This is a genomic window from Bacillus sp. UNC41MFS5, from assembly GCF_000686805.1.
The window spans coordinates 1-21,121 of record NZ_JMLP01000017.1 but is presented as its reverse complement, the minus strand read 5'-3'; the positions used below and the strand labels follow the sequence as shown (position 1 = coordinate 21,121).

Annotated in this window: 20 protein-coding genes and 3 pseudogenes; 9 read left to right on the top strand and 14 right to left on the bottom strand. The window is 37.2% G+C overall.

The window, feature by feature from the left end; all coding sequences use genetic code 11:
• Positions 1–25: 25 nt before the first annotated feature.
• From BR30_RS0109825 to BR30_RS0109815, 3 genes are read right to left on the bottom strand one after another with little or no spacing between them, the layout of a single operon-like run.
• Positions 26–250, bottom strand: coding sequence for a hypothetical protein (locus tag BR30_RS0109825; RefSeq protein ID WP_026564884.1), 225 nt, complete (start codon positions 248–250; stop codon positions 26–28).
• A complete protein-coding gene (locus tag BR30_RS0109820) occupies positions 247–1,452 on the bottom strand; it encodes a Ger(x)C family spore germination protein (protein ID WP_026564883.1) in 1,206 nt (401 codons plus the stop codon). Before BR30_RS0109820 ends, BR30_RS0109825 begins: the two co-directional genes overlap by 4 nt.
• Before the next feature lie 33 nt (positions 1,453–1,485).
• Complete coding sequence (locus BR30_RS0109815) at positions 1,486–3,051, bottom strand: spore germination protein (protein ID WP_035445325.1); 1,566 nt, start codon at positions 3,049–3,051, stop codon at positions 1,486–1,488.
• Positions 3,052–3,495: 444 nt separating this feature from the next.
• Here BR30_RS0109815 and BR30_RS0109810 point away from each other — a divergent pair, with 444 nt between their 5' ends.
• From BR30_RS0109810 to BR30_RS0109795, 4 genes are all read left to right on the top strand, one after another.
• Entirely contained in the window at positions 3,496–4,596 is a 1,101-nt protein-coding gene (locus BR30_RS0109810; protein ID WP_197032313.1) for a GerAB/ArcD/ProY family transporter, read from the top strand.
• A 1,307-nt stretch (positions 4,597–5,903) separates the two neighbouring features.
• Entirely contained in the window at positions 5,904–6,866 is a 963-nt protein-coding gene (locus BR30_RS32995; protein ID WP_051633544.1) for a GerAB/ArcD/ProY family transporter, read from the top strand.
• 386 nt (positions 6,867–7,252) lie between these two features.
• On the top strand, positions 7,253–8,344 hold the full coding sequence (locus BR30_RS0109800) for a GerAB/ArcD/ProY family transporter (protein ID WP_026564880.1): 1,092 nt from the start codon (positions 7,253–7,255) through the stop codon (positions 8,342–8,344).
• Positions 8,345–8,667: 323 nt separating this feature from the next.
• A complete protein-coding gene (locus tag BR30_RS0109795; protein WP_026564879.1) occupies positions 8,668–9,783 on the top strand; it encodes a GerAB/ArcD/ProY family transporter in 1,116 nt (371 codons plus the stop codon).
• 525 nt (positions 9,784–10,308) lie between these two features.
• Here BR30_RS0109795 and BR30_RS0109790 read toward each other — a convergent pair.
• Entirely contained in the window at positions 10,309–11,208 is a 900-nt protein-coding gene (locus BR30_RS0109790; RefSeq protein ID WP_026564878.1) for an AraC family transcriptional regulator, read from the bottom strand.
• A gap of 198 nt (positions 11,209–11,406) precedes the next feature.
• Here BR30_RS0109790 and BR30_RS0109785 point away from each other — a divergent pair, with 198 nt between their 5' ends.
• The gene (locus BR30_RS0109785) at positions 11,407–12,387 is read left to right on the top strand and encodes an aldo/keto reductase (RefSeq protein WP_026564877.1); all 981 of its coding nucleotides are present in this window, start codon (positions 11,407–11,409) and stop codon (positions 12,385–12,387) included.
• 210 nt (positions 12,388–12,597) lie between these two features.
• Here the strand turns inward: BR30_RS0109785 and BR30_RS0109780 are convergent, their stop codons facing one another.
• From BR30_RS0109780 to BR30_RS38400, 4 genes and pseudogenes are all read right to left on the bottom strand, one after another.
• The gene (locus BR30_RS0109780) at positions 12,598–12,864 is read right to left on the bottom strand and encodes a hypothetical protein (protein WP_035445323.1); all 267 of its coding nucleotides are present in this window, start codon (positions 12,862–12,864) and stop codon (positions 12,598–12,600) included.
• Positions 12,857–13,456 (bottom strand): annotated as a pseudogene (locus tag BR30_RS32990) (dienelactone hydrolase family protein). Before BR30_RS32990 ends, BR30_RS0109780 begins: the two are co-directional and overlap by 8 nt.
• A gap of 153 nt (positions 13,457–13,609) precedes the next feature.
• On the bottom strand, positions 13,610–13,801 hold the full coding sequence (locus BR30_RS0109770) for a hypothetical protein (protein WP_026564875.1): 192 nt from the start codon (positions 13,799–13,801) through the stop codon (positions 13,610–13,612).
• A gap of 95 nt (positions 13,802–13,896) precedes the next feature.
• Positions 13,897–14,019, bottom strand: coding sequence for a hypothetical protein (locus tag BR30_RS38400; protein ID WP_269320606.1), 123 nt, complete (start codon positions 14,017–14,019; stop codon positions 13,897–13,899).
• 562 nt (positions 14,020–14,581) lie between these two features.
• On the opposite strand from BR30_RS38400, the pseudogene BR30_RS32980 reads away from it, so the two are divergent.
• Positions 14,582–14,947 (top strand): annotated as a pseudogene (locus BR30_RS32980) (MmyB family transcriptional regulator); the annotation flags it as partial.
• 130 nt (positions 14,948–15,077) lie between these two features.
• Here BR30_RS32980 and BR30_RS35765 read toward each other — a convergent pair.
• Positions 15,078–15,311: pseudogene (locus BR30_RS35765) on the bottom strand (IS1595 family transposase); the annotation flags it as partial.
• Between the two features lie 113 nt (positions 15,312–15,424).
• Entirely contained in the window at positions 15,425–15,751 is a 327-nt protein-coding gene (locus tag BR30_RS0109750; RefSeq protein ID WP_026564872.1) for a hypothetical protein, read from the bottom strand.
• A gap of 192 nt (positions 15,752–15,943) precedes the next feature.
• On the opposite strand from BR30_RS0109750, the gene BR30_RS0109745 reads away from it, so the two are divergent.
• The gene (locus BR30_RS0109745; protein WP_026564871.1) at positions 15,944–16,132 is read left to right on the top strand and encodes a hypothetical protein; all 189 of its coding nucleotides are present in this window, start codon (positions 15,944–15,946) and stop codon (positions 16,130–16,132) included.
• A 31-nt stretch (positions 16,133–16,163) separates the two neighbouring features.
• On the opposite strand, the gene BR30_RS37755 is transcribed toward BR30_RS0109745, so the two are convergent.
• Positions 16,164–16,304 carry a hypothetical protein gene (locus tag BR30_RS37755; protein ID WP_155928524.1) on the bottom strand — a complete coding sequence of 47 codons (141 nt, stop codon included), beginning with the start codon at positions 16,302–16,304 and terminating at the stop codon, positions 16,164–16,166.
• A gap of 301 nt (positions 16,305–16,605) precedes the next feature.
• Here BR30_RS37755 and BR30_RS0109735 point away from each other — a divergent pair, with 301 nt between their 5' ends.
• A complete protein-coding gene (locus BR30_RS0109735; RefSeq protein WP_026564870.1) occupies positions 16,606–16,923 on the top strand; it encodes a hypothetical protein in 318 nt (105 codons plus the stop codon).
• A 135-nt stretch (positions 16,924–17,058) separates the two neighbouring features.
• On the opposite strand, the gene BR30_RS0109730 is transcribed toward BR30_RS0109735, so the two are convergent.
• Entirely contained in the window at positions 17,059–17,418 is a 360-nt protein-coding gene (locus tag BR30_RS0109730; RefSeq protein ID WP_231507667.1) for a YxiJ family protein, read from the bottom strand.
• 553 nt (positions 17,419–17,971) lie between these two features.
• Here BR30_RS0109730 and BR30_RS32975 point away from each other — a divergent pair.
• Positions 17,972–18,988, top strand: a complete 1,017-nt coding sequence (locus tag BR30_RS32975; RefSeq protein ID WP_051633543.1) for an extracellular catalytic domain type 1 short-chain-length polyhydroxyalkanoate depolymerase — start codon at positions 17,972–17,974, stop codon at positions 18,986–18,988.
• 350 nt (positions 18,989–19,338) lie between these two features.
• On the opposite strand, the gene BR30_RS0109720 is transcribed toward BR30_RS32975, so the two are convergent.
• A complete protein-coding gene (locus tag BR30_RS0109720; protein ID WP_155928522.1) occupies positions 19,339–19,716 on the bottom strand; it encodes a hypothetical protein in 378 nt (125 codons plus the stop codon).
• Positions 19,717–19,810: 94 nt separating this feature from the next.
• Positions 19,811–21,121 (bottom strand): amino acid permease (locus tag BR30_RS0109715; protein ID WP_026564867.1); only part of this gene is annotated, 1,311 nt, incomplete at its 5' end.

Below are 21,121 nucleotides of genomic sequence, written 5' to 3'. Positions count from 1 at the left end.
TATTGACTAATTTCCCATGATTCTACTATTTCTCAAGCAATTTACCAAGCGGTTTGAAAAGTTTTTCAATCATCTGTGTAGGACCTGGCATGTCCGGAAAGTACAGAAGGAGAATGGAAAGCATCCACCCCATGGCCGTTAAGGTTACAAAGGCCGCTTTCTCCTTTTTCTGATTTTGATTTATTTTTGGCCATTCATATAATGTGATAAGAACCACAACTACTGTTATTGCTAACACAGTCCATATCATTTCTTTTCTACCTCATTTTCCGGAACACCCGCCGGTGTGGTACTCAAACCAGGTCGGCGTATACGCGTTTTAATAGCTATTTTTACGTCTACCTGCGGAAGAATCTTATCCCAATGATCTTTGACTTTCTCCCATTCTTTAGGGTATTTACGGTGAAACGCATCTCCAAAACCGAACGCATCTATATTCATCTCTTTCTTCACTTGTTTCAGGGATAAGTTTAATCGTTGTTTGATGTCTTTTTCTAACTCCTTTTCTACCCTTTTCGTAATGATGGGGCTCATAATGTCAAGATGGCTTCCATTTTGCACAATCGTACCTTCCGATTTGACCTTGGCTAGGATCTTCCACTTTCCATTCTTTATGGTAGGGATGAGCTTCGTCTTTTCACGAATGGGATCTAACGATATAGATTCTCCTTTTTTGGGTTTTACCGTCACCGCAGTCACTTCGACTTCATTGCGTAACCACAACAGTCCTCTGGTTACACTGATATCAATTTGACCGACCATTTTATCTTTCTTAAAAATAGCAGTCCCGATTATATTAGCAATCGTTTCTTGTTTATTTCCAGTCAATGGCGGTAACTTTTTAATCAATGGCAGGAGAGCCGCCCCTGTATCACCTGTTAACATCTGTTCAAAATCTTTCACGGTAATACTCGCACCAATACCTTTCTCAGCAAGCTTTCGGAGCGCGTCTCCTACGTATAGCTCTAAAGGTGGCTGTAATTCTAGAATATTTGCTGCTTTCCCGACACTAACATACAAATAAGCACGTTCCCGAGGTTCTGGGTGGCGAAGTAAAAAGTCAATTTGCTCATGAACACCTCCTGCTTTCGCGATCTTCTCCCCGATAATGTACGATTTACAATGCCCCCAGAAGATTTTGCGTGGAAATTTTGTCTGGAGCTTTGACGCAGCATCTGCCATATTTTCACCAATTGCCGATCTCACCAAGACCTGAGGACCTCCTCCGCCTCCCCCTCCTCCCTGCTGCCCGCTGCTCACAGCCCGGGGAATCAAAATTTGAAGGGTAAGCCTGATGTTTTTCCCTTTTTCTTTGTCAATAGCAGCCCCTAATACCAGCGCCGTATCATTCACTTCTCTTCTGTCCCAGCAACCGGTAAGCAGGAAACTAACCGATAACAAGAGAAGAACGAGGTACAACTTTGTAATGTTTTGAGACCGAAAGAGTTTCATCCTTACTCACATCCTTCTCGTTAAATCTTTACTCTACGATTCGTCTCCTTTGCCCGGATTCGGTTTTTGCCCGGGGGCCTGTCGATATGGATTGAATTCACCAGTTAAATGTGGTCGTTTATTCATCTTCCACCATGGTGCTCGAATCAAGGCATCTTTCAATTCACCACTCTGCATCGGAGCGATTGGTGAAAGGTATGGAACCCCAAACGAACGCAACCCACATAAGTGGACGACGATGGCAATCACCCCAAGCATAATCCCAAGCAAACCCAGGGATCCAGCAAGAAAAATTATAGGAAAGCGCAGCATTCTTAACGCAATCCCTTGCGTATAGTGCGGGACCATAAAGGAGGAAACGCCTGTAATCGCAACAACAATGACCATCGGAGCGGAAACCAGACCAGCTTGAACGGCCGCTTGCCCGATGACTAAAGCGCCGACAATACTAACGGCCGCCCCGACCTGTTTCGGAAGCCGAACCCCTGCTTCACGCAGCGCTTCAAAGGTTATTTCCATCATTAATGCTTCCACCAGCGCCGGAAAAGGCACAGATTCCCGTGAAGATGCTACACTAATCAGCAAGGATGTCGGCACCATCTCCATATGGTAGGTTAGTATCGCTACATAGAGAGAAGGCAAAAGAATAGAAAAAACCATAAACACAAAGCGCAACAATCGGATGGCTGAACTAATCATGTAACGTTGATAATAGTCTTCCGCCGACTGAAGCAAGGAAAAAAAACTAATCGGAGCAATTAAGACAAAGGGTGTACCGTCTACCAAGATCACTACACGCCCCTCCAGGAGATTAGCAGCTGCTACATCCGGCCTCTCTGAATTGATGAGTTGAGGAAAAGGTGAATAGGCATTGTCTTCAATCAGTTCCTCGATATAGCCACTTTCCAATACACTGTCTATGTCAATCCGCTGCAACCGGTTTTCGACCTCCTCGATCAAGTTTTGATCAGCAAGTCCTTTAATATAAGCAATTACAACAAGAGTATCAGTATAGCGCCCGATTTTCATCGATTTCATTTTGAAATCAGGACTTTTGATCTTTCGTCGGAGCAGGGAGGTATTGACTTGCAATGTTTCCACAAAACCTTCCCGCGGCCCCCGCACGACACTCTCTGCCGTCGGTTCCTCAATCGATCGCTTTTCCCATTTGCACAAACCCAAAGCAAGTCCGGTCATTGCTTGATGTACTAAAAGTACGGGGAACCCGATTGAGATATACTCTATACACTCTGCGAACGTCTTAACTTCTTTCATTTTTGAAATATGTATCTTTTTCTCTAACAATTCACGCGGACTGCGAACCCTGCCTTCTGTTTCTGATGCAAGTGGGGCAAGTACATTATCATCAAGCTCTTCAAGATTAGATAAACCCTCTATATATATTAGGACGGCTCTTGTTTGTCCACCAATCAAAAATGTCCGAAAAACTACATCCATGCAATCCTGATACATGGATTGAAGAACCTGTAAGTTTTCATCCAGATCGGAAGATAGCAAAACTTGCTGCCCGGTAACCTGTTGTTGCGTATTGAGTTGTTTTTGCTGATGGAACCTTTTTCGATTTTTTCGAAAGAACATGGACAGCGCCTTCCTTTTGTTCAAGGTTGTATGGAAAATCGTGGTGAAACTTATCTTTATCTTGCGATGTATCTAGAAAATCTATCCTATCTAATTGGAAATTCTTCAACCTTTTCAACATAACGTTGAAGGTATACCTTATAAGGGAAGAAAGAACACATCTATGAAACTGCGAAATATCAAGTTTGCAAATATGATTGAAAACATATATAAACGTTTATTAAATTCACACCAACTTTTAAAACGTATTAAAACATAATGATTTCAAAAAATAGCTATATTTGTGCACAGATAAACAAGAATATCAGGTCATACTTTGCCCTTGATTGATGTGACACTGGTACTACTCCTAATTGTAGGTCGTTATTTTAAAGAGATCGTTAAGATCGGCTAAATATTTACATGATATGGATATACTAATAAAAAAGTAATAAGGGGTAAAAGATGTTGGAAAAAGGAAAGATTTCATCCTTTCAGATGGGAATAATGATGTATCCGGTAGTAGTGGGAACAGCTGATCTCTTACTCCCAGGGATTACCGCAAAATTTGCCAAGAACGATTTATGGATCTCACCGATAATCGCTTCCCTCATGGGATTATTTACCTTGTTTATTGCTTATCAATTACACAGACTGTATCCGAAACAAACCATTATCCAATATAGCAAACACATTATTGGCCGGATTCCTGGTAAAATTCTCGGGATTATTTACTTATCCTTTTTTCTGCACGTGAATGGCCTAATAATTAGGCAGTATGGGGAGTTCATTGTAGGTAGCTTTCTTCCCCGAACCCCGATTAGCGTAGTTATCTCAACCATGATTCTCGTCTGTGCCTTTGCCGTATGTGGTGGTATAGAAGTATTGGGGAGGGCTTCCCAATTCTTTGTACCGATTGTGGTTTTACTTTGGGGAGTAATAGTAATTCTACTTATTCCGGACATGGACCCGAAGAATATTCTTCCTATTTTGGAGAAGGGAATTACCCCTCCCATTATAGGGGCGATTACCCCAATGGGGTGGTTCACCCATTTCATTCTAATTTCTTTTATACTTCCCTTTGTAACTGATCAAGAAAAAGGGATGAAATGGGGAATCATCTCTATATTTGGTATCATGATCACTTTAGTTTTGCTCAATATGACCACATTTTTCGTCTTTGGAAGAAATACTGCTAACTATCTCTATCCTGTGATGTTCGCTGTTCGTTATATTAGCATCGCTGATTTATTTGAACAAATAGATCCAGTTATCGTGGCGATTTGGGTGTCAGGTACGTTTATCAAAATCTCAGTATATTATTATGCACTTGTTCTAGGTACAACCCAATGGTTGAATCTTTCTAATTGTCGACCGGTCATATTACCACTTGGTTTTCTATTGATACTGTTTAGTTTTTGGTCCATCCCTAGCTTGTTGGAATTGGTCCATTTTTTTAGAATCGTACCTTTTTATAATATGACAATCGAAATGGTCATCCCAACGTTCTTGCTACTTATCGCTGTCTTACGGAATAGAAATCGACAGAAAGCGCAAAACGAGTGATTTGATACAACAATAGGGTCTTGGTGTAGTGAGTCTGTCAACTCCTAATGCTCCCTTCGGTCCGCTTACCATTGACAGACGCCATGTTATTGAGTTTCCATTACTAATAAGCCTTAAGATAAAAAAGAATAAAGACAGTCATTTACTAGGGTTACCTAAAAAAGGCATAAAGGTTTTTAGTAAAACTCCAAAATCCATCAAAAAATAAGGGTGTCTCAAATAAACTTCTTGAGACACCTATATCCTTACTTATTTATTTGTCTTTTCCACTCGATTAGTTCGCTGATTACTTCGCGGAAATCTTTATCAAAAGGATACTTTTCTGCAGGTTTATCGGAATGTGTTTTTTCAATCTTTTCCTACTCATCACTAACCTTTATCCATGCTTGAATTTTGGGTTTTATAAAAAAGTTTGATCATTTTCTACCTTTGTTGTTCAACAATCGCGCCCGATTGTGGAATAGAATGACTGGGGTTTTTATCTTTATTATCATGAAAAAGTTAATATCAAAAGTTTATCGCTACTTTTTGTAAAGCAGTCTTTTTTAAACAATTACCGTAACAAAAATGATCTGTTTAGATACAGTGCCAATTTGCACTATATTTATCGCCACAATACACCAGATACAGTGCTACACAAATACTGTCACATAATTATTATGTATCAATATTAATTCAAACCCTTTGTCATACATCTAAAATCACTTAGAGTTTGGCTATTCTATTTCTTACTTTGCCCCTCATCGTAGCAACACTGGTACTGGGCTTAACTGGAGAGCGTTTTTGTTCACAAAATCAAGTGTTATCGGTAGTTACAGCAAAATATCCCTGAGGGATTCAGCTTGTAAGTAGGGAAGTGTATAAAAAACATTATTTGGTAAAAAATACAAAAGTGAAAATTTTCCTGTTTTTAAATATTTAAAGGAGAAATTAAATGAAAAGCGAGAACCGGTAACAATTGCGTAAAATTTTTAAAAAGATATTTCGTATTTATGGAGTACTATATATCGTTAGAGGAATAGCCTTGTTAGCAGATTTATATTAGGATACATACTGGTATGGCTTAAAATTTATGCTATTCGGCTTACTTTTTTGGAAGATGAAACACTGATTTCCTTACATAATCAAATTTAGACAAAAAAACCGATTTTATGGGGCATTATTTATGAACCATTACTCCTTTTTATATAACATTTATTTTTATATTCATACCAATGTTGCCCCTACTTATTACAATTATACGGAAGAGGAAAAATAAACATAAGACCAATTGGAAAATAAAGGGGAAAAAGGGGAATAAATAGATATTGATCGAAAATGGGAAAATCTCAGCTCTTCAGATGGGTATGATACTATATGTTATAGTATTAGCCACAGCTATTTTGTCTCTTCCAGCAGTTGCCGGAAAAGAAGCAAAACAAGATCTTTGGATATCACCAATATGGGCTTCAATCATTGGGTTTCTAGTAGTGAGTATTCTCTGGAAGTTGCATATTTTTTATCCAAAGCAAAATATTGTCCAGTATAGTGAGCATATAATGGGAAAGTTTGCTGCAAAAATCCTTGCAATTATTTTTTTGTTTTTCCATCTTTTTTTAAATGGGATTGTCCTACGTCAGTATGCTGAGTTTATTGCAAACTTCTTTCCCAAGACTCCTATACTAGTGGTAATAGCTAGTCTGGTTTTAGTCAGCGCGTCTGTAGCATACGGAGGACTAGAAGTATTAGCACGTGTGACACAAACTTTTTTTCCATTATTTGTTTTTCCCTTCCTGATAATGGGATTTCTTCTTTTACCTGATATGAAAGTCCAAAATATACTTCCAATTATGGGCAATGGTATTTTACCATCATTAAAAGGTGCGATTGCAGTTCAATCATGGCTGGGTGACTTTTTATATATTAGTTTTTTTCTTCCATTTTTGACGAATCCAGAAAAGGGACGGAAATGGGGCATAATTTCTATTGTAACGGTTGTGCTAACGATGGTGTTTACAAATTTAATTACGATTTTTGTACTGGATGGTGTTATTAAAGGACAGATATATCCAGTAATGAATGTTGCTAGGTATATCAGTCTCGGCCAATTTTTTGAGCATCTTGAATCGATTGTAATGGCTATATGGGTTACAGGAATATTTCTAAAAATTTCAGCCATTTATTATGTGCTCGTACTTGGGGCAGCTCAGTGCCTAGACGTAAAAGATTATAAGCCATTTGTACTGAAGACCGGTATAATACGAATATATCCCCTATACATATTAAGTTAACATAACATGACACTATATAAAGTTAGAAAAAACGCCAAACCCATAATATCAAGGGATTGGCGTTTGTTCGTTTTTTATCGTTTATACAGTTTTTTATACATAATTGATACATCAACGTTTTCGGTTTCTAAGAATCCTGGTGACTGCATAAAAAAGTAGGATTTTATGCAACCTCTTATTCAATATAATGGCCCTTAACCTAAAGAAAGGGCACAATTCTTGCTGCGATTGCGCCCGATTACTGAATAAAAATAACATATTTTCTTTGCCTGCCTATTTTACATAATTAGATGTTACCTAAAGTAATAGAATAGCGATCATTTTAAAGGGTATTTTAATTAATATACGAACCGTTAAGGAAGGACAAATAATTGAGGTGAAAGAGTGTGTTAGAGAAAGGTAAGATTTCAGCACTTCAAATGGCAATTATGATGTATCCAGTAGTCGTAGCAACTGGAGATTTACTAGTACCCAGAATGGTAGCTACATATGCCGGACGCGATTTGTGGATTTCAACGATGATCGCTTCAGTTACCGGTTTTATTCTCGTATATATTGTATCTAAATTACACGAGCGATACCCTGGGAAAACCATCATCCAATACAGTGAACAAATTATTGGCAGGTTATTCGGGAAAATAGTCGGTTTCCTTTTTCTATGCTATTTTATATTTGCCGATGGTTTAAACATAAGACAATACGGTGAATTTATCATAGGAAGCTTTATGCCAAAAACCCCCCTGATTGTTGTGATATGCAGTATGATTTTTGTTTGCGCTCTCGCCGTACGAGGCGGTATAGAAGTCATCGCAAGATCTGCACAGATATTCATCCCTATCGTAATGATACTTTGGGTGATTGTAATCCTCCTGCTTCTTCCTAATATAGAAATCAAGAATATGTTTCCCCTAATGGAAGATGGAATGAAACCTGTCTTTAGGGGAGCACTCCCCCTTGCAAACTGGTTTAACCACTATGAGATTCTCGCAATGCTTCTCCCGTTTTTAATTAATCCAGATAAAGGAATGAAATGTGGAGTCATTTCTGTATTTGGTGTTATGCTAACCTTGTTAGCTCTCAATATCGCTACCATCCTCATATTGGGAGGGTCCATAACCAGTTATACTTATCCGGTCTTTTCCATTGTTAGATACATTAGTATGGCTACTTTTTTTGAACATGTAGAAGCTATTGTTATCGCTATATGGGTTGCTGGGGCATTTGTTAAAATATCCATGTATTATTATGTACTTGTAATTGGCACTTCCCAATGGCTTGGACTTAGCAACTATCGCCCACTTGTCTTTCCGCTCGGGATTTACATTACACTATATAGCATTTGGGTAGCTCCGAATCTGCAAGAATTTTCTCGTTTTTTAGGGACAACAGCTATTCCCTTTAATATAACCATTGAATTTACCATTCCGTCAGTATTATTCATTATCGCCCTTACTCGGAAAAGAAAGGTTTCAACATGATATTCCATATACGAACGCATCCCTGTCTAGCCGTAATAAAACTTATGAATAATGTGTACATGTTCAGTTAACATACATGTCATTCCTAACAGAAATTTCGCATTACAAATTCCTTTGTGTACAAAAGGGTTTAACTTGATAAGAAAAAATCCTGTATATAAGGGGATACGGAAACGATTCGTGGATTGAGGGGCCACTATGAGAGTAAATACCATTTAATCAATTAATAATTTATCATAATGATAATTATCGAACGTTAAAATGTTTTTCCTAATATTTTAAGGAGATACTAATAAAAAATTAATTAATGAGGTTAAAAAAGAATGATCGAAAAAGGGAAAATATCTGCTTTTCAGATGGGTGCTATGATCTATCCGTCCATCCTGGCTACAGGCATTGTTACTGTTCCATCCATTACAGCAACATATGCCAAGCAGGATCTCTGGATATCTCCGATATGGAACTGTCCCATCGGTTTGTTGATGGTGTTTGTTGTCCTCCAATTGCACAAGCTTTATCCAGGAGAAAATATCATTCAATATAGTGAGCGTATTATGGGGCGATTTGGCGGGAAAACACTCGGGATTTTCTTTTTGTTTTTTTTCCTTCACAATAACAGTCTCATTCTACGTGAGTATGCCGAGTTCATCATCACTACCGGACTTTTTAAAACTCCGATCATAGTGGTGATTGCCGGTATGGTTCTAGTCTGTGCCTTCGCTGTACGAGGCGGTGTGGAAGTGCTGGCGCGCGCAGCATTGGTTTTTCTTCCACTGTTTACTATTCCTCTTCTGATGGTGAGTTTGATGCTTTTGCCTGATATGGAACCACGAAACATACTTCCGATCATGGGTAATGGGTTTATACCTTCTTTAAAAGGAGCTTTTTTTATTGTGGCATGGTTTGGCGATCTTCTTTACCTATCTTTTTTGCTACCGTTTTTGACAGATCGAGAAAAAGTGGGGAAATGGGGGACGATTTCTGTTATGGCTATCATCCTGACCATGGTGGTTACAAATTTAGCTTCAGTCCTTGTACTTGGCGGGGTTACTCAGCAAGAGTTATATCCAGTGATGAATATAGTCAGGTATATCAGCCTAGCTGATTTTTTTGAGCATGTTGAAGCGATTATCATGGCAGTTTGGATAGCCGGTGTGTTTGTTAAGTTTTCGTTTTTTTATTACGCCCTTGTACTTGGGACAGCCCAGTGGCTGGATTTGTCAGATTACAAATCGATTGTTCTTCCATTTGGTTTCCTTCAAGTTATATGCAGTATATGGGTAACTCCCAATCTTCAATATATGGGTCACTATTTTTCTACGACTGGGGCTTTTTATGTTCCCTTGATAGAAATCATGATTCCGCTTTTTCTGTTGTTTGCCGCTCTTATACGAAAAAAATACAAAGAAAAAAGCCCTAAGTCTTCAAACGTCCGATAAAAGGTTCAACTCTAAGTTTTAGCGGTGTTAGCTTGTTGGGCACCCTGGCACAGATAACGGGAAAACAGTCATTTGTTCGCTATGTTACGCATTAGAGCAAGAACCCTGTGATAAAGCCTAAAAGAAGCGATAAACTTTTGAAATTAACTTGGTATTCCTTATTACGGGTGGTGACAGCTTCGCTGGTACTATCCCTACTACTTATTTTTTTACTTATTTTAGGATTATTGTGCTTCCTCTATCCCTTTTAGGAGGGCTATGGCCTAAGCCAGTATCAGAATAAGAACTCGAAGTTGTGTCCCTTGGATAAATTAATTGCTGTATTAACAACAATAAGTCTCTTTGTCTTCGTCTTTATTGATTGCAATGATTGTTCAAAAAAAGAACATTAGAAAGATTAGCATCATCATTTCAATTTTTTAAGTACGATCCTTCACAATCTGTATTTTTATCAATAAAATACGTCTAGGTATCATTCAGAGGGTTTCAACTTCATTGAGCTGATTATTCATACACTTTATTAGTTTAAACATAGTTTTTTCTCAGTCTGTTTATATCCGCTCTAGGTGAAAAGCCGAACATGCGTGAATACTCTCGACTGAATTGCGATTGACTTTCGTAGCCCACCCTGAATGCAACATCAGATACATCTGATGACTCAGCTAATAACAAACGCCTAGCTTCCTGTAATCTTAATTGTTTTTGGAACTGAATTGGGCTCATAGCAGTCACCTCTTTAAAATGCCGATGAAGCGAAGCCGCACTCATATTCGCTATTTCTGCTAAATCCTCTATTCGAAAAGACTTTTCATAGTTATGAATGATATGTTCGATTACATTTCTAATTCGGATGGCATTGCTACCTTCTATCGCCATTTGCTCCAGTGCTTCCCCGTTCGGACCTTGTAGAACCCAATAAAGTATTTCCTTCTTAAATAATGGAGCAAGTATTGGAATATGTTTTGGATTGTCTAGCAAACAAGCTAATCTGATAACCGCATCCAACAAAGAAGGCTCTACTTCACTAATAAACATCGCTCGTTTCACATTTTTCCTCTGTCCAGATTGAATATCCGTGTCACTTAAAACCTCTAAGATTTCGCTCGATGTAAATTCAAGTTTAAGTGCTAAATATGGAGAATCGGATGATGCTTTGATAACTTGACCCGTTACTGGCAAGTCAACAGATGCAACAATGTAATTACCAGAGCCATACCTAAAGCATTCCTCTCCCAACCATACCTCCTTCTCTCCTTGGACGATAATGCAAAAGGACGGTTCGTTAACTCTAGAGATAGGTTCGGTGATAATGGATTCATAAATGAGAAATAATGATGGAATAGAGGTAGGATGAACACCATCCTGACCTGTATAACGCTCAATAAGTTTGCCTAGTTCATGCTGCTTGTCGATTTCCTCAGACATATCTTATTCTCCTATTCCCTCAACTTAGATGGTTTCATTTTACTAGATATTCGTTAAGTGAGAAAGTGATTTGATAGGATTAGGCAAAAACTTGATACGAATGGGTTTAGGGTTTGTTTAATATATGTGACATAATTAAAAGTGTAATAACAAAGTAAAATCGAAATGTGCTAATAAATGAAAGTGAGGAATAAATAGATGGAATATGTGAAACTAGGTAATACAGGATTGGATGTATCTAGATTTTGTCTTGGTTGTATGAGTTTTGGTGAAGCAGAAAAATGGATTCATCAATGGGTACTTAATGAAGAGCAAAGTCGCTCTATTATTAAAAAAGCACTTGATCTTGGGATCAATTTCTTTGATACGGCAAATGTATATTCAATGGGAACCAGCGAGGAATTTCTTGGACGAGCTTTAAAGGATTATGCTAATCGTGATGAAGTTGTAATTGCAACAAAGCTACATGGGCGAATGCATGAAGGTCCAAACGGTGCGGGTCTTTCTCGAAAAGCCATCATGAGTGAAATTGATAAGAGTCTGAAGAGACTAGGAACAGATTATGTAGACCTTTATATTATCCACCGTTGGGACTACAATACCCCTATTGAAGAGACGATGGAGGCATTGCATGATGTGGTGAAAGCTGGGAAGGCAAGATATATTGGTGCCTCTGCCATGTATGCATGGCAATTCCAAAAGGCATTACATGTAGCTGAAAAAAATGGTTGGACTCGCTTTGTATCGATGCAAAATCATTACAACCTCATATACCGTGAAGAAGAGAGAGAGATGCTTCCTCTTTGTAAAGAAGAAAAAATCGGTGTGACTCCATATAGCCCACTTGCATCAGGAAAATTAACACGTGATTGGTCGGAAACAACTCAACGCTCTGAAACAGATTTCATTCTAAAATCTAAATATGATGCGACTGCTGATGCGGACCGATACGTTGTAGAGAGAGTTGCATCGCTTGCAGAAAAACATGGTGTTCCACGTATTCATATCGCACTAGCTTGGTTGCTTCAGAAAGAACCAGTAACATCTCCTATTATCGGTGCTACGAAAATCACTCATCTCGAAGATGCAGTAGGTGCTCTATCTGTTAAATTAACACCTGAAGAAATGGCGTTCCTAGAAGAACCATATGTACCACACCCAATTGTTGGTCATAATTAATCTTGTTCGACGAGATCTTTTAATTAAATATTGATGACTAAAAAAAACCGATTTCCCTTTTGTTAGTAGGATAATCGGCTTTTTCTATAACTTTGTGTGAAACGCACTTTAACGAACCTGCCACTTTCGTTGAACTAGAAAAGACTGCCGCAAATGACAGCTCTGATCTTAAACAAATGTCTCCGTTAGCAATAGTTTGTTTTAAGTTTCTTACGGTGAGACAGGTGATTGTTGTTTTTCCCAATTTGTTGGTCCCCCGCTGCTTTCAATAAACTTTCTCCAGTAGTCTCCACTCTGCTTATCAAATAATATAATGTTGCTTTCATTTGGTGAAACTAACTCATATCTGAATTTATCATCCTGTTTTATTATTTCCTCTTTATTTGGTAGCTTTAAAGACTGTGATATTAACCAAGATCCTAAGACTATACATAACCCCAAAAAGATAATAGAAAATGACATTAGATTTTTATTCATATTTACCCCCATATTTTCCCACCATTTCACTAAATGCTTTTTCTGCTGATTTTTCATTATATTGTGGAGAGTATGGGTCACTGAATCCGTGTTTTCCTTTAAATTTATGCATTTCGATATTCATTTTTTCTAAATCTAAAATTAACTCATCCACATTAAATGATTGTTCTTCTTGCGGAAAGAATAGTATTGTAGGACATTGTGGTGTTATTTTCCACGTAATTCCTAATACGTGAACCATAGTATCCGACTATTCCATCGATACAATCTTGGTCACTATATAACCAAGCAATAGTCGTCCCTTCACTAAAGCCAATAATAAATATTTTTTCGTATTCATCTTTAACATCTGATAATATATTTTTTATTTTATGCAAAGCATTAGCGAATCCTACGTTCTCCATAAAATTACGATAAGCATCTTCCTCTTGTGAATAATCAAAAGGTATCTCTCGTTCTAATAAATTTTGACAAATGACATTAAAACTCTGATTCGATAATAAATCGCAAAAACTCTGCATATGTTGGTTTATTCCATAAATTTCGTTATTACAATGATTAAAGTATCAGACTTTTTATGTATTTGATTCATTTTGTACCTCCTTAAAACTGATACTCATTATACAAATTAATACCAAATTATATCATTTCTTATTCAACTAACTTGCTCTGTTACTTCAATAAGAAAAAGTTATCCTTCGTTATTGAAGCGTCGCCCCCGAGAGTTAAAGACCGTTCTGCTGTTTTATCTATTATCGTAAACAGAGCCAAAGTCCTCTTTTACTTGCTTTATAGCTTCTTCCCAGTATTTTATGTCAGCTTGATGTTTTTTTAACTTTACTGTTTGTTTAGTGTACCTGGCTAACATCTTGTGGTAATCCAGTCTTTCTTCCATATTTCTAATAACTTTTTTACAATCTTCGTATGTCATTCCCATTGATAACTTCTCCTTCCCTCGAAATAACTAGATCAAGTGATATAGATTTACCTTGCTATTCTGCAGCTCTTGCCCCTGTTTGTTGAAGAAGAACTCTAATTTGCATCAACTAATACTTCCTCAATATATTCCTTTAATTCCTCTTTAATTTCTTCTAATGTTTCATCAAGTAGTTCACCGATAATCTTGCTTCCTGGTATGTGTTTTGAAATTGGCATACCTAAGAGGGTGCGTTCACATTCCCATATTTTAATAATATGTAAGTCAATAAGTTCACCATTTTTGTCAGGTATATCAGAAATACCTATTGCAACTGAGGAACTATACCCAGGCTTAAAAGGGTCATCGCCATCTTTATTGAAATCAGCATCAAATTGTAAGTTCTTCTTAAAAAAACAGTTTTATTCTCATTTAACAATTTTTCGATATGTTTTTTTATTGCCGAATCAGTATTTTTTATCTTTATCTTTAGTTCTTCAGTGAAATCCTTTTGCTCATATTTCAACTAAAAATCACTTCTCTTTAAATAGGATAATCTAAAAATTCTCCAAGGGGATTTAAAATCCTTCTTAAACTAATCTGTCAGATAGTTTAAGTACATTTCTTCACAATCGGCCATCAGTATGTGCCCCTAGCTTTTGGATTCAGGCTGGCAACAGTCGGTGTCTGCATCGGCCCAGGTCAGTCGGATCAATTCTGCCAATTCATCAGTCCCTGCTTCCACCACTGTCCTTACTTTGATGTGACGCATACGTTTCCCAGTGCCTTCTAACAGTTCTTTCGGGTCAAAAAGATTTGCCCCGAAGAAAAATCCGCTTAGTGTTTACTAGGAAAGAGTTGAGGGCTTTAACTGTCAATTGGGAGCATTTTGTGAAAGGTTTTCTATCCATCTTTCGGGTTTATTATGGCCAATATATGGGAGATGAATGGTACACTCAATTTCTCGAAGAAATGACTAATCTTAATCCAGAGTTTGAGTCTTTATGGCAAGAAAATCAGGTAAGTATGGCACCAGAAGTTTTAATTGAATTTAGGCATTCCAAGGCAGGAAAAATGCTATTTAATTTATCTTCTTTACAAGTTCATAGTAATACAGATTTTTGGTGTAGCATTTATACGCCAGTTGAGGGTTCATCTACTGAATAAAAATTGAAGAGAAGGATGAATAAAAGAGAAAAAAGTTAATTAATATATCATAAAAATTATACAATCAGTTCGTAATACTTAAGAATCTTGTTCAAGTAAGCTATTCCGTTAATCAAGCAAGGAAAAGGCATTATAACTTAAATGTCGATATTCTTAACCTCTCATAAGTGGCATTGGTGGATAACAGACAACTCTCAATAACCATTTTGCTTATTGTTGCAGAATCATTACGGAAACGAATCACGCCCAGGAATTGAAGCCAACTCAAATAATGTTCATGGTATTTAGTTGCCACGCCATTAAACCTGTCCATCCAGCCTTTCAAGCGGCTATGATAGTTATTGACATTTTGGATATGGTAAAGCGAGTCAAATAAAAAATACACCATAGGAGGCGGAATCCCCCGTGGTGTATATTATTAATCCCATTTAAATTAAAAGTGTTTTTCTTCAATTTCAATTATTGATAAAGCTTCATTCAATGGATGTTATGCCATCCTTCTGATGAGATTTCTATGACTCGAATTTCCCTCACAAAATGGTCATTTATAAAAATCTCAACAGTCTTAGAATATTTGTCACGTATCAATGAATTTATATTCCATATTCCCCCCAATCCCTGGGTGCAGTACATATTTTCCATTCCGGGTTTTCTGCCTTCTCTAAGAAAAACTCGAGCAGAACCAATTCCATTAGCCGGGTAATTTACGAGTTCTCTTACCTCATCACATGGTGTGGGGAATTGACCAATGAGTCTTACAGTTAATATATTGCCTACTCTAAATGCATCGGCTTCGGTAAGCATAAAATTTTCTCCTCGTCTAAATTTAGTAGATTAACTGTAGTTATTATATGTATTACCCATTACATGGTACCGAAGTTTTCACCTCTAAAACCACCCTCCCATTACAACTAACCTGTTTTTTCTAATTCCCTCCAAACTTCCTGATATTTATCACCACAACCACACAACATATAATAACGGAGGTGAATTTTTATGCGAGAACAAATTCATAAACTACCAAGAAAAACTGATAATTATGATGGAGGACTTCCATATTTAGATACAAGTAAGAATACTTCAATTCAGATTAATAATCCTTATTTAGACACAACAAGTGAGGATCCATCAACTCACTCTAGTTACGCTGGCGGCAAACCTTATTTAGATACAAATGAGGACTAATCAACACAAGCGTATTAAATTAGCTAGTTATTCAGTGGAAATGCACATTAGAGCGAACAATAATAGTAAATAAAAAGACCGTCTCCTGACGGTCCTCCTCATGTTCATCTAACGGACCCGTTACCTCAATCACACTCTCTATTTTCTCCTTAATCGGCTTTCTTATCAGCACCCCGTTACTTCAATAATATCCTTCGTTATTGAAGCAGTGGCTACTTTAGATTATAAAACATATTTACTGTTTAAATTCTTTAAATTCATCAATGTAAAGAGCTACATAGCCACAATTGGGACATACAGAAGCTTTTGATTTTGCCGATACATTATTGAAAAGCCTTGAAGAAAGTAAATAAAATGAATGTGTTAACCAACTAACAAAATACTTTAATTTTGTTAAGGTACTTAGGACTAAAGAGTTGGAGTCTATGGTAATATTGATGTAAATTTACAGGGTGAATATAGGAGTGGGTTTGGTGGATACAAGGGTAGAAAAACTAATAAATACAACTCAATCGATATTTGGAATTTTGATTGTAATAGGATTTATACCTGGTATTATGATGGGGATGATTTTTGATGCCCCTGGTTCAGAAAAGGAAATTTTCAGATGGATACTTTTCCTTTCTTACCCTTGTTTTGTTGTGACAGTAATATTAACAGTGTTAGCTTCAAAGAGATTTCTTCGGGATGGACAACACCTGAAATCTGCAATGTTAAATGTATTTCCTGCATTATGGATTATAGAAGGACTATGCTTGTTTATTTATTGGTGGTTACAAGGAGAGAGCTAATTCATACTAAATAAGATGCTCACAGCATAAACCTCCTAGTATTTTTTAGCTAATTGTATTTGATAACACAACAAGCAAAAAGTTCTCCGCAGTGACCACCATCTTCAATTCAAGCACCCGTTAGCTGACTAAGGATTAGTTAAAAGATAAATAATCTAATAATAATTTTCGTGCTTTTTCATTATACCTATACTCTTCATAAAATGTTGGATAATCAGCCATTTTTTCTTCTAAAAAGCGATATTGATGAAATATATCAAAGAAAGAAAAATGAAGCCATTCTATTTGTCCTTGGGGAATTCTTTTTGAATTTCCTCTCAATACATAGATTAGGCTTCCTGCAATATTCATCCAAAATGTGTTTAAATCGCCTGTCAGACAATCCTCCTCAGAAAGTTCCTTATAGAAATCCTCTTGTATTTTATCAGTATCCTTGTATGGAAAAGGGTTATATAGACTTTCCTTTAAGGTTTTCAATTCTTCATATATTTTCAATTTATCTATGTTAAACACCACCAAGTAAAAATAATATTATTAGATTTTATTTTACCATTCTTTCTTCAACTAACCTGCCCCTTTCGTTGAACAAGAAAAAAGCCTTACTCCTTATTGAAGTAAAGCACCTGTTAGTTCAATAAGCACCTTCTCTTCTAGTGGTATTATGTTCGTTTTGTCCAATAACTCATTTTCATTTCGCCGACACAAAGTTCACATATTCTTTCCTTCGGTTCTCGAAGAATGGAAAAGGAAGGTTTTTGAATCAAAAACGTATCTTTTTTGAAAAAAGTTAGTCATTATTTCTAATAGAATTTCATGCCAATCTTCTTCTAAATATTTATACAATAATCCAATATTACTACTTTAGACATATCGGCTAAAGGAAAATAGAAGGATTTACTTTCCTCTTTCGTCTCTTAAAATACATAGTAGGAGGTTGAGCAGCATGTTATTTCATCAAATATTGAATGGAATGCTTCTTTCGATAAAAATAGGAACATGTAGAAGTATAATGGAAACATTTAGTTTAAGTTAAGGAGGGTTGATAAAGTTGGGGGAATTTCTAAATTTTTCATATAAGGATTTTAGGTACAAACTTTATGTTCCGAGCGAATATCAAGCGGAAAAAGATACTCCTTTGATGGTGATGCTTCATGGATGTGAACAAGATCCGGATGATTTTGCTGCTGGAACAAATATGAACGAGCTTGCTGAAAAAGAAAACTTTCTCGTACTCTATCCTGACATGAATCACCTGTTTAATCCTTCGAATCCGGCTGCTTATAACCCTTTTGGCTGCTGGAACTGGTTTTTGGATAAAAACCAGCACCGTGGAGAGGGACATCCCAAGTTAATTAATGCGATTATTAATCAGATTAAAGGTACATACCGCATTGATTCAAGTAAGGTGTACGCAGTTGGCTTATCTGCAGGTGCGGCACTTGCTTGCATTCTTGGAGTTACCTATCCAGATATATTTAGCGGTATCGGAGTATGTGCGGGACTTCCCTATGATGCTGCGAATGTATTTTTTCTAACCGATCCAATGGCTAAGGCTGCTAAAGAAAGCATGCAAAATGGCGTTTCGGACCCCTATGCATGTGGTAACAGCGCCTTTCAGGAAATGGGAAAGTTCAAGAAGAAAATGCCTGTTATTGTTTTCCATGGTATCTGCGATACAGTTGTACATCCCATTAATGGACAACAGGTTATCATACAGTGGGCACAAACTAATTTTCTTGTAGAAGGTGGTACAGGAAGAGCTGATATTACACCTTACCAGGTCAAATCAGACCTTATCAATGGAAAAAGTTGTACTAAACATGTATACGGTGATGGGGGCGGTGAACTTTTAATGGAACTATGGATGATCGATCAAATGGGGCACGCATGGTCTGGCGGGAGCTCAAATGGTTCATATACCGACCCATTAGGGCCAAATGCAACAGAAATCATTTGGAATTTTTTCACCAAACATCATCAGCACACTGTTGAAAATCTAGTCGAAACACCTAAAAAGAACTTTTTTCGTGACCTTTTTACAAAGCTTTTTAAGAAAAGAGGATAAAACTATTCATCTTATTCTCTTAGGTCCACCTACTCCAACCACATCCTCGAATGCCCCCCGAATAAACTCGCAAGGCTTTACTGCTGCACGAAGTTGATGAGAAATTGGATCTACGTAAGGAAAACAAACGTTGCATATCGAATGCTAAATGTAAAAAAGACGCAGGTTGCCATTAATTTTACCGAGGTCCCGTATGAACATTCAATCACCTCTTCGATTTTCATTATATACGAACTAACGTTTTGTTAATAAAAAGGACCTGTTTAGGTCCAATTAATGGCTTTCTTCAACTAAAGCACCCAGTTAGTTTAACAAGATTGATACTGAACTCGCCATTGAATAATTAATATTTAACATATTCTATATATACCGTGAGTCAACTTACCACTTATATCACTGACGTAATCGGTTCCACTTTCACAATTACTCTTTCGTTCCCACTTGACTACATAATCTCCATTCTTATGAGTTACAGAAATAATTTTAATTTTACCATAATCGTCGTCTTCCACTGTTTTAACAGTTGTTATTGCTTGTTCTTCGGTTATTTTTGAACTATTACAACCAGTTGATAAAACCATACTGCTGAGGAAAAAAACTCCTATTAATGATTTTTTCCTCAGCATTTCTTTACCTCCCCCAAACTTGCTCTTTGTGTAAGTTGTATAACTTAAATACTGTATTAAAATTCCATTAACTGTTATAACATTCCTTCTTTTCTTCTTCAACTAAACTGCTTCGTTAGCACAATAAGAATAGGAGCTGCTGCCGCAACTCTTCGTTAAACTCAAGCACCAGTTAGTTTATTAATTATCACTTCTGCTAGATTTTGTTAATGCGTCTTTTCCATACATACGTTAAGGTAATAAAGATGTAAATGCAAAGTGTAATGATCGTTACGATGATGGATGTCGTGAAAATGATTCCGATCAGGATCGTAATTAAAGCGATAATCGCAGCCCAAGTCGTATACGGGAACCATTTAACTGAATAGGCACTAGTTTTTCCGGGCTGTTGTTTACGTGATTTCAAATGGGCGAAGGCAATGATCAACCAGATGAATAATACGGTATATCCCAGCGATCCCATCAGGAAATCGAAGGTCTTGCTTCCAGCAAATAAGGAAACCAGTACACCACCAAATAAAGTGGAAGTACACATTAATATTGCATAAACAGGAACTTTCTTCTTGGATAAACTTGAAAAGATTTTCGGAATGCGACCGTCCACGGCTTGTGTATACAGAACGCGGGATGAACCATACAATCCAGAGTTCATCGATGAAATAATTGCTATTAGAACAACGGCGTTCATAATATGGTCAGCACCTGGAATCCCTATCATTTGAAAGACCATCACAAACGGACTTTCAGGCACCCCGTTTACTTCGTTCCAAGGAATTAAACTAACGATGATGAAAAATGGAATGATATAGAAAGAAATGATCCTGACCAATGTACTGCGAACGGCTTTTGGAACCACTTTTTCAGGATTTTTCGTTTCTGCCAATGTGACCCCGATAATTTCTGTACCGCCATATGAATAAATTACCACCAGCATCGCAGTGATTAAACCTGTTGATCCATTCGGAAAGAAACCGCCATAGTCAGTCAAATTAGAGAAACCGACTGCTGTATGATCACCAAACGTCACGAGCAGCAACAATAATCCCGCCATGATGAACACAATGATGACGGTAATTTTAATTAAAGCAAGCCAGTACTCCGTTTCAGCAAAAACCTTTACTGATAGCAAGTTGATTGCTGTAACTAAAACAGAAACAGCTAATGCCAGTATCCAGATTGGATATTTAGGCAGCCAATATTGAATGAAAATAGCCGCAACGACTGATTCGGCCGTGATGTTCAATACCCACATTTTCCAATAGATCCAATCAAGGAAATAGGCAGGATACTCTCCTAAAATAGATTGGACAAGATCCCTGAATGTTCTTGCACCGGTATTACGGACCGCCATTTCAGCTAAACCTTGCATGATGAATAATAGGATGATGCCCCCTATCAAGTAAGCAATTAGTACGGATGGGCCTGCCATATCAATTGCTGAACTGCTTCCTTTAAATAAACCTGCCCCAATGGCACCGCCTAATGCCATCATCGTAATATGCCTTGA

Coding starts and splice junctions, on each gene's coding strand:
- BR30_RS0109825 (WP_026564884.1), bottom strand. CDS start 250: ATGATATGGACTGTGTTAGCAATAACAGTAGTTGTGGTTCTTATCACA.
- BR30_RS0109820 (WP_026564883.1), bottom strand. CDS start 1,452: ATGAAACTCTTTCGGTCTCAAAACATTACAAAGTTGTACCTCGTTCTT.
- BR30_RS0109815 (WP_035445325.1), bottom strand. CDS start 3,051: ATGTTCTTTCGAAAAAATCGAAAAAGGTTCCATCAGCAAAAACAACTC.
- BR30_RS0109810 (WP_197032313.1), top strand. CDS start 3,496: ATGTTGGAAAAAGGAAAGATTTCATCCTTTCAGATGGGAATAATGATG.
- BR30_RS0109795 (WP_026564879.1), top strand. CDS start 8,668: ATGATCGAAAAAGGGAAAATATCTGCTTTTCAGATGGGTGCTATGATC.
- BR30_RS0109790 (WP_026564878.1), bottom strand. CDS start 11,208: ATGTCTGAGGAAATCGACAAGCAGCATGAACTAGGCAAACTTATTGAG.
- BR30_RS0109785 (WP_026564877.1), top strand. CDS start 11,407: ATGGAATATGTGAAACTAGGTAATACAGGATTGGATGTATCTAGATTT.
- BR30_RS0109780 (WP_035445323.1), bottom strand. CDS start 12,864: ATGAATAAAAATCTAATGTCATTTTCTATTATCTTTTTGGGGTTATGT.
- BR30_RS0109770 (WP_026564875.1), bottom strand. CDS start 13,801: ATGGGAATGACATACGAAGATTGTAAAAAAGTTATTAGAAATATGGAA.
- BR30_RS38400 (WP_269320606.1), bottom strand. CDS start 14,019: ATGCCAATTTCAAAACACATACCAGGAAGCAAGATTATCGGTGAACTA.
- BR30_RS0109750 (WP_026564872.1), bottom strand. CDS start 15,751: ATGCTTACCGAAGCCGATGCATTTAGAGTAGGCAATATATTAACTGTA.
- BR30_RS0109745 (WP_026564871.1), top strand. CDS start 15,944: ATGCGAGAACAAATTCATAAACTACCAAGAAAAACTGATAATTATGAT.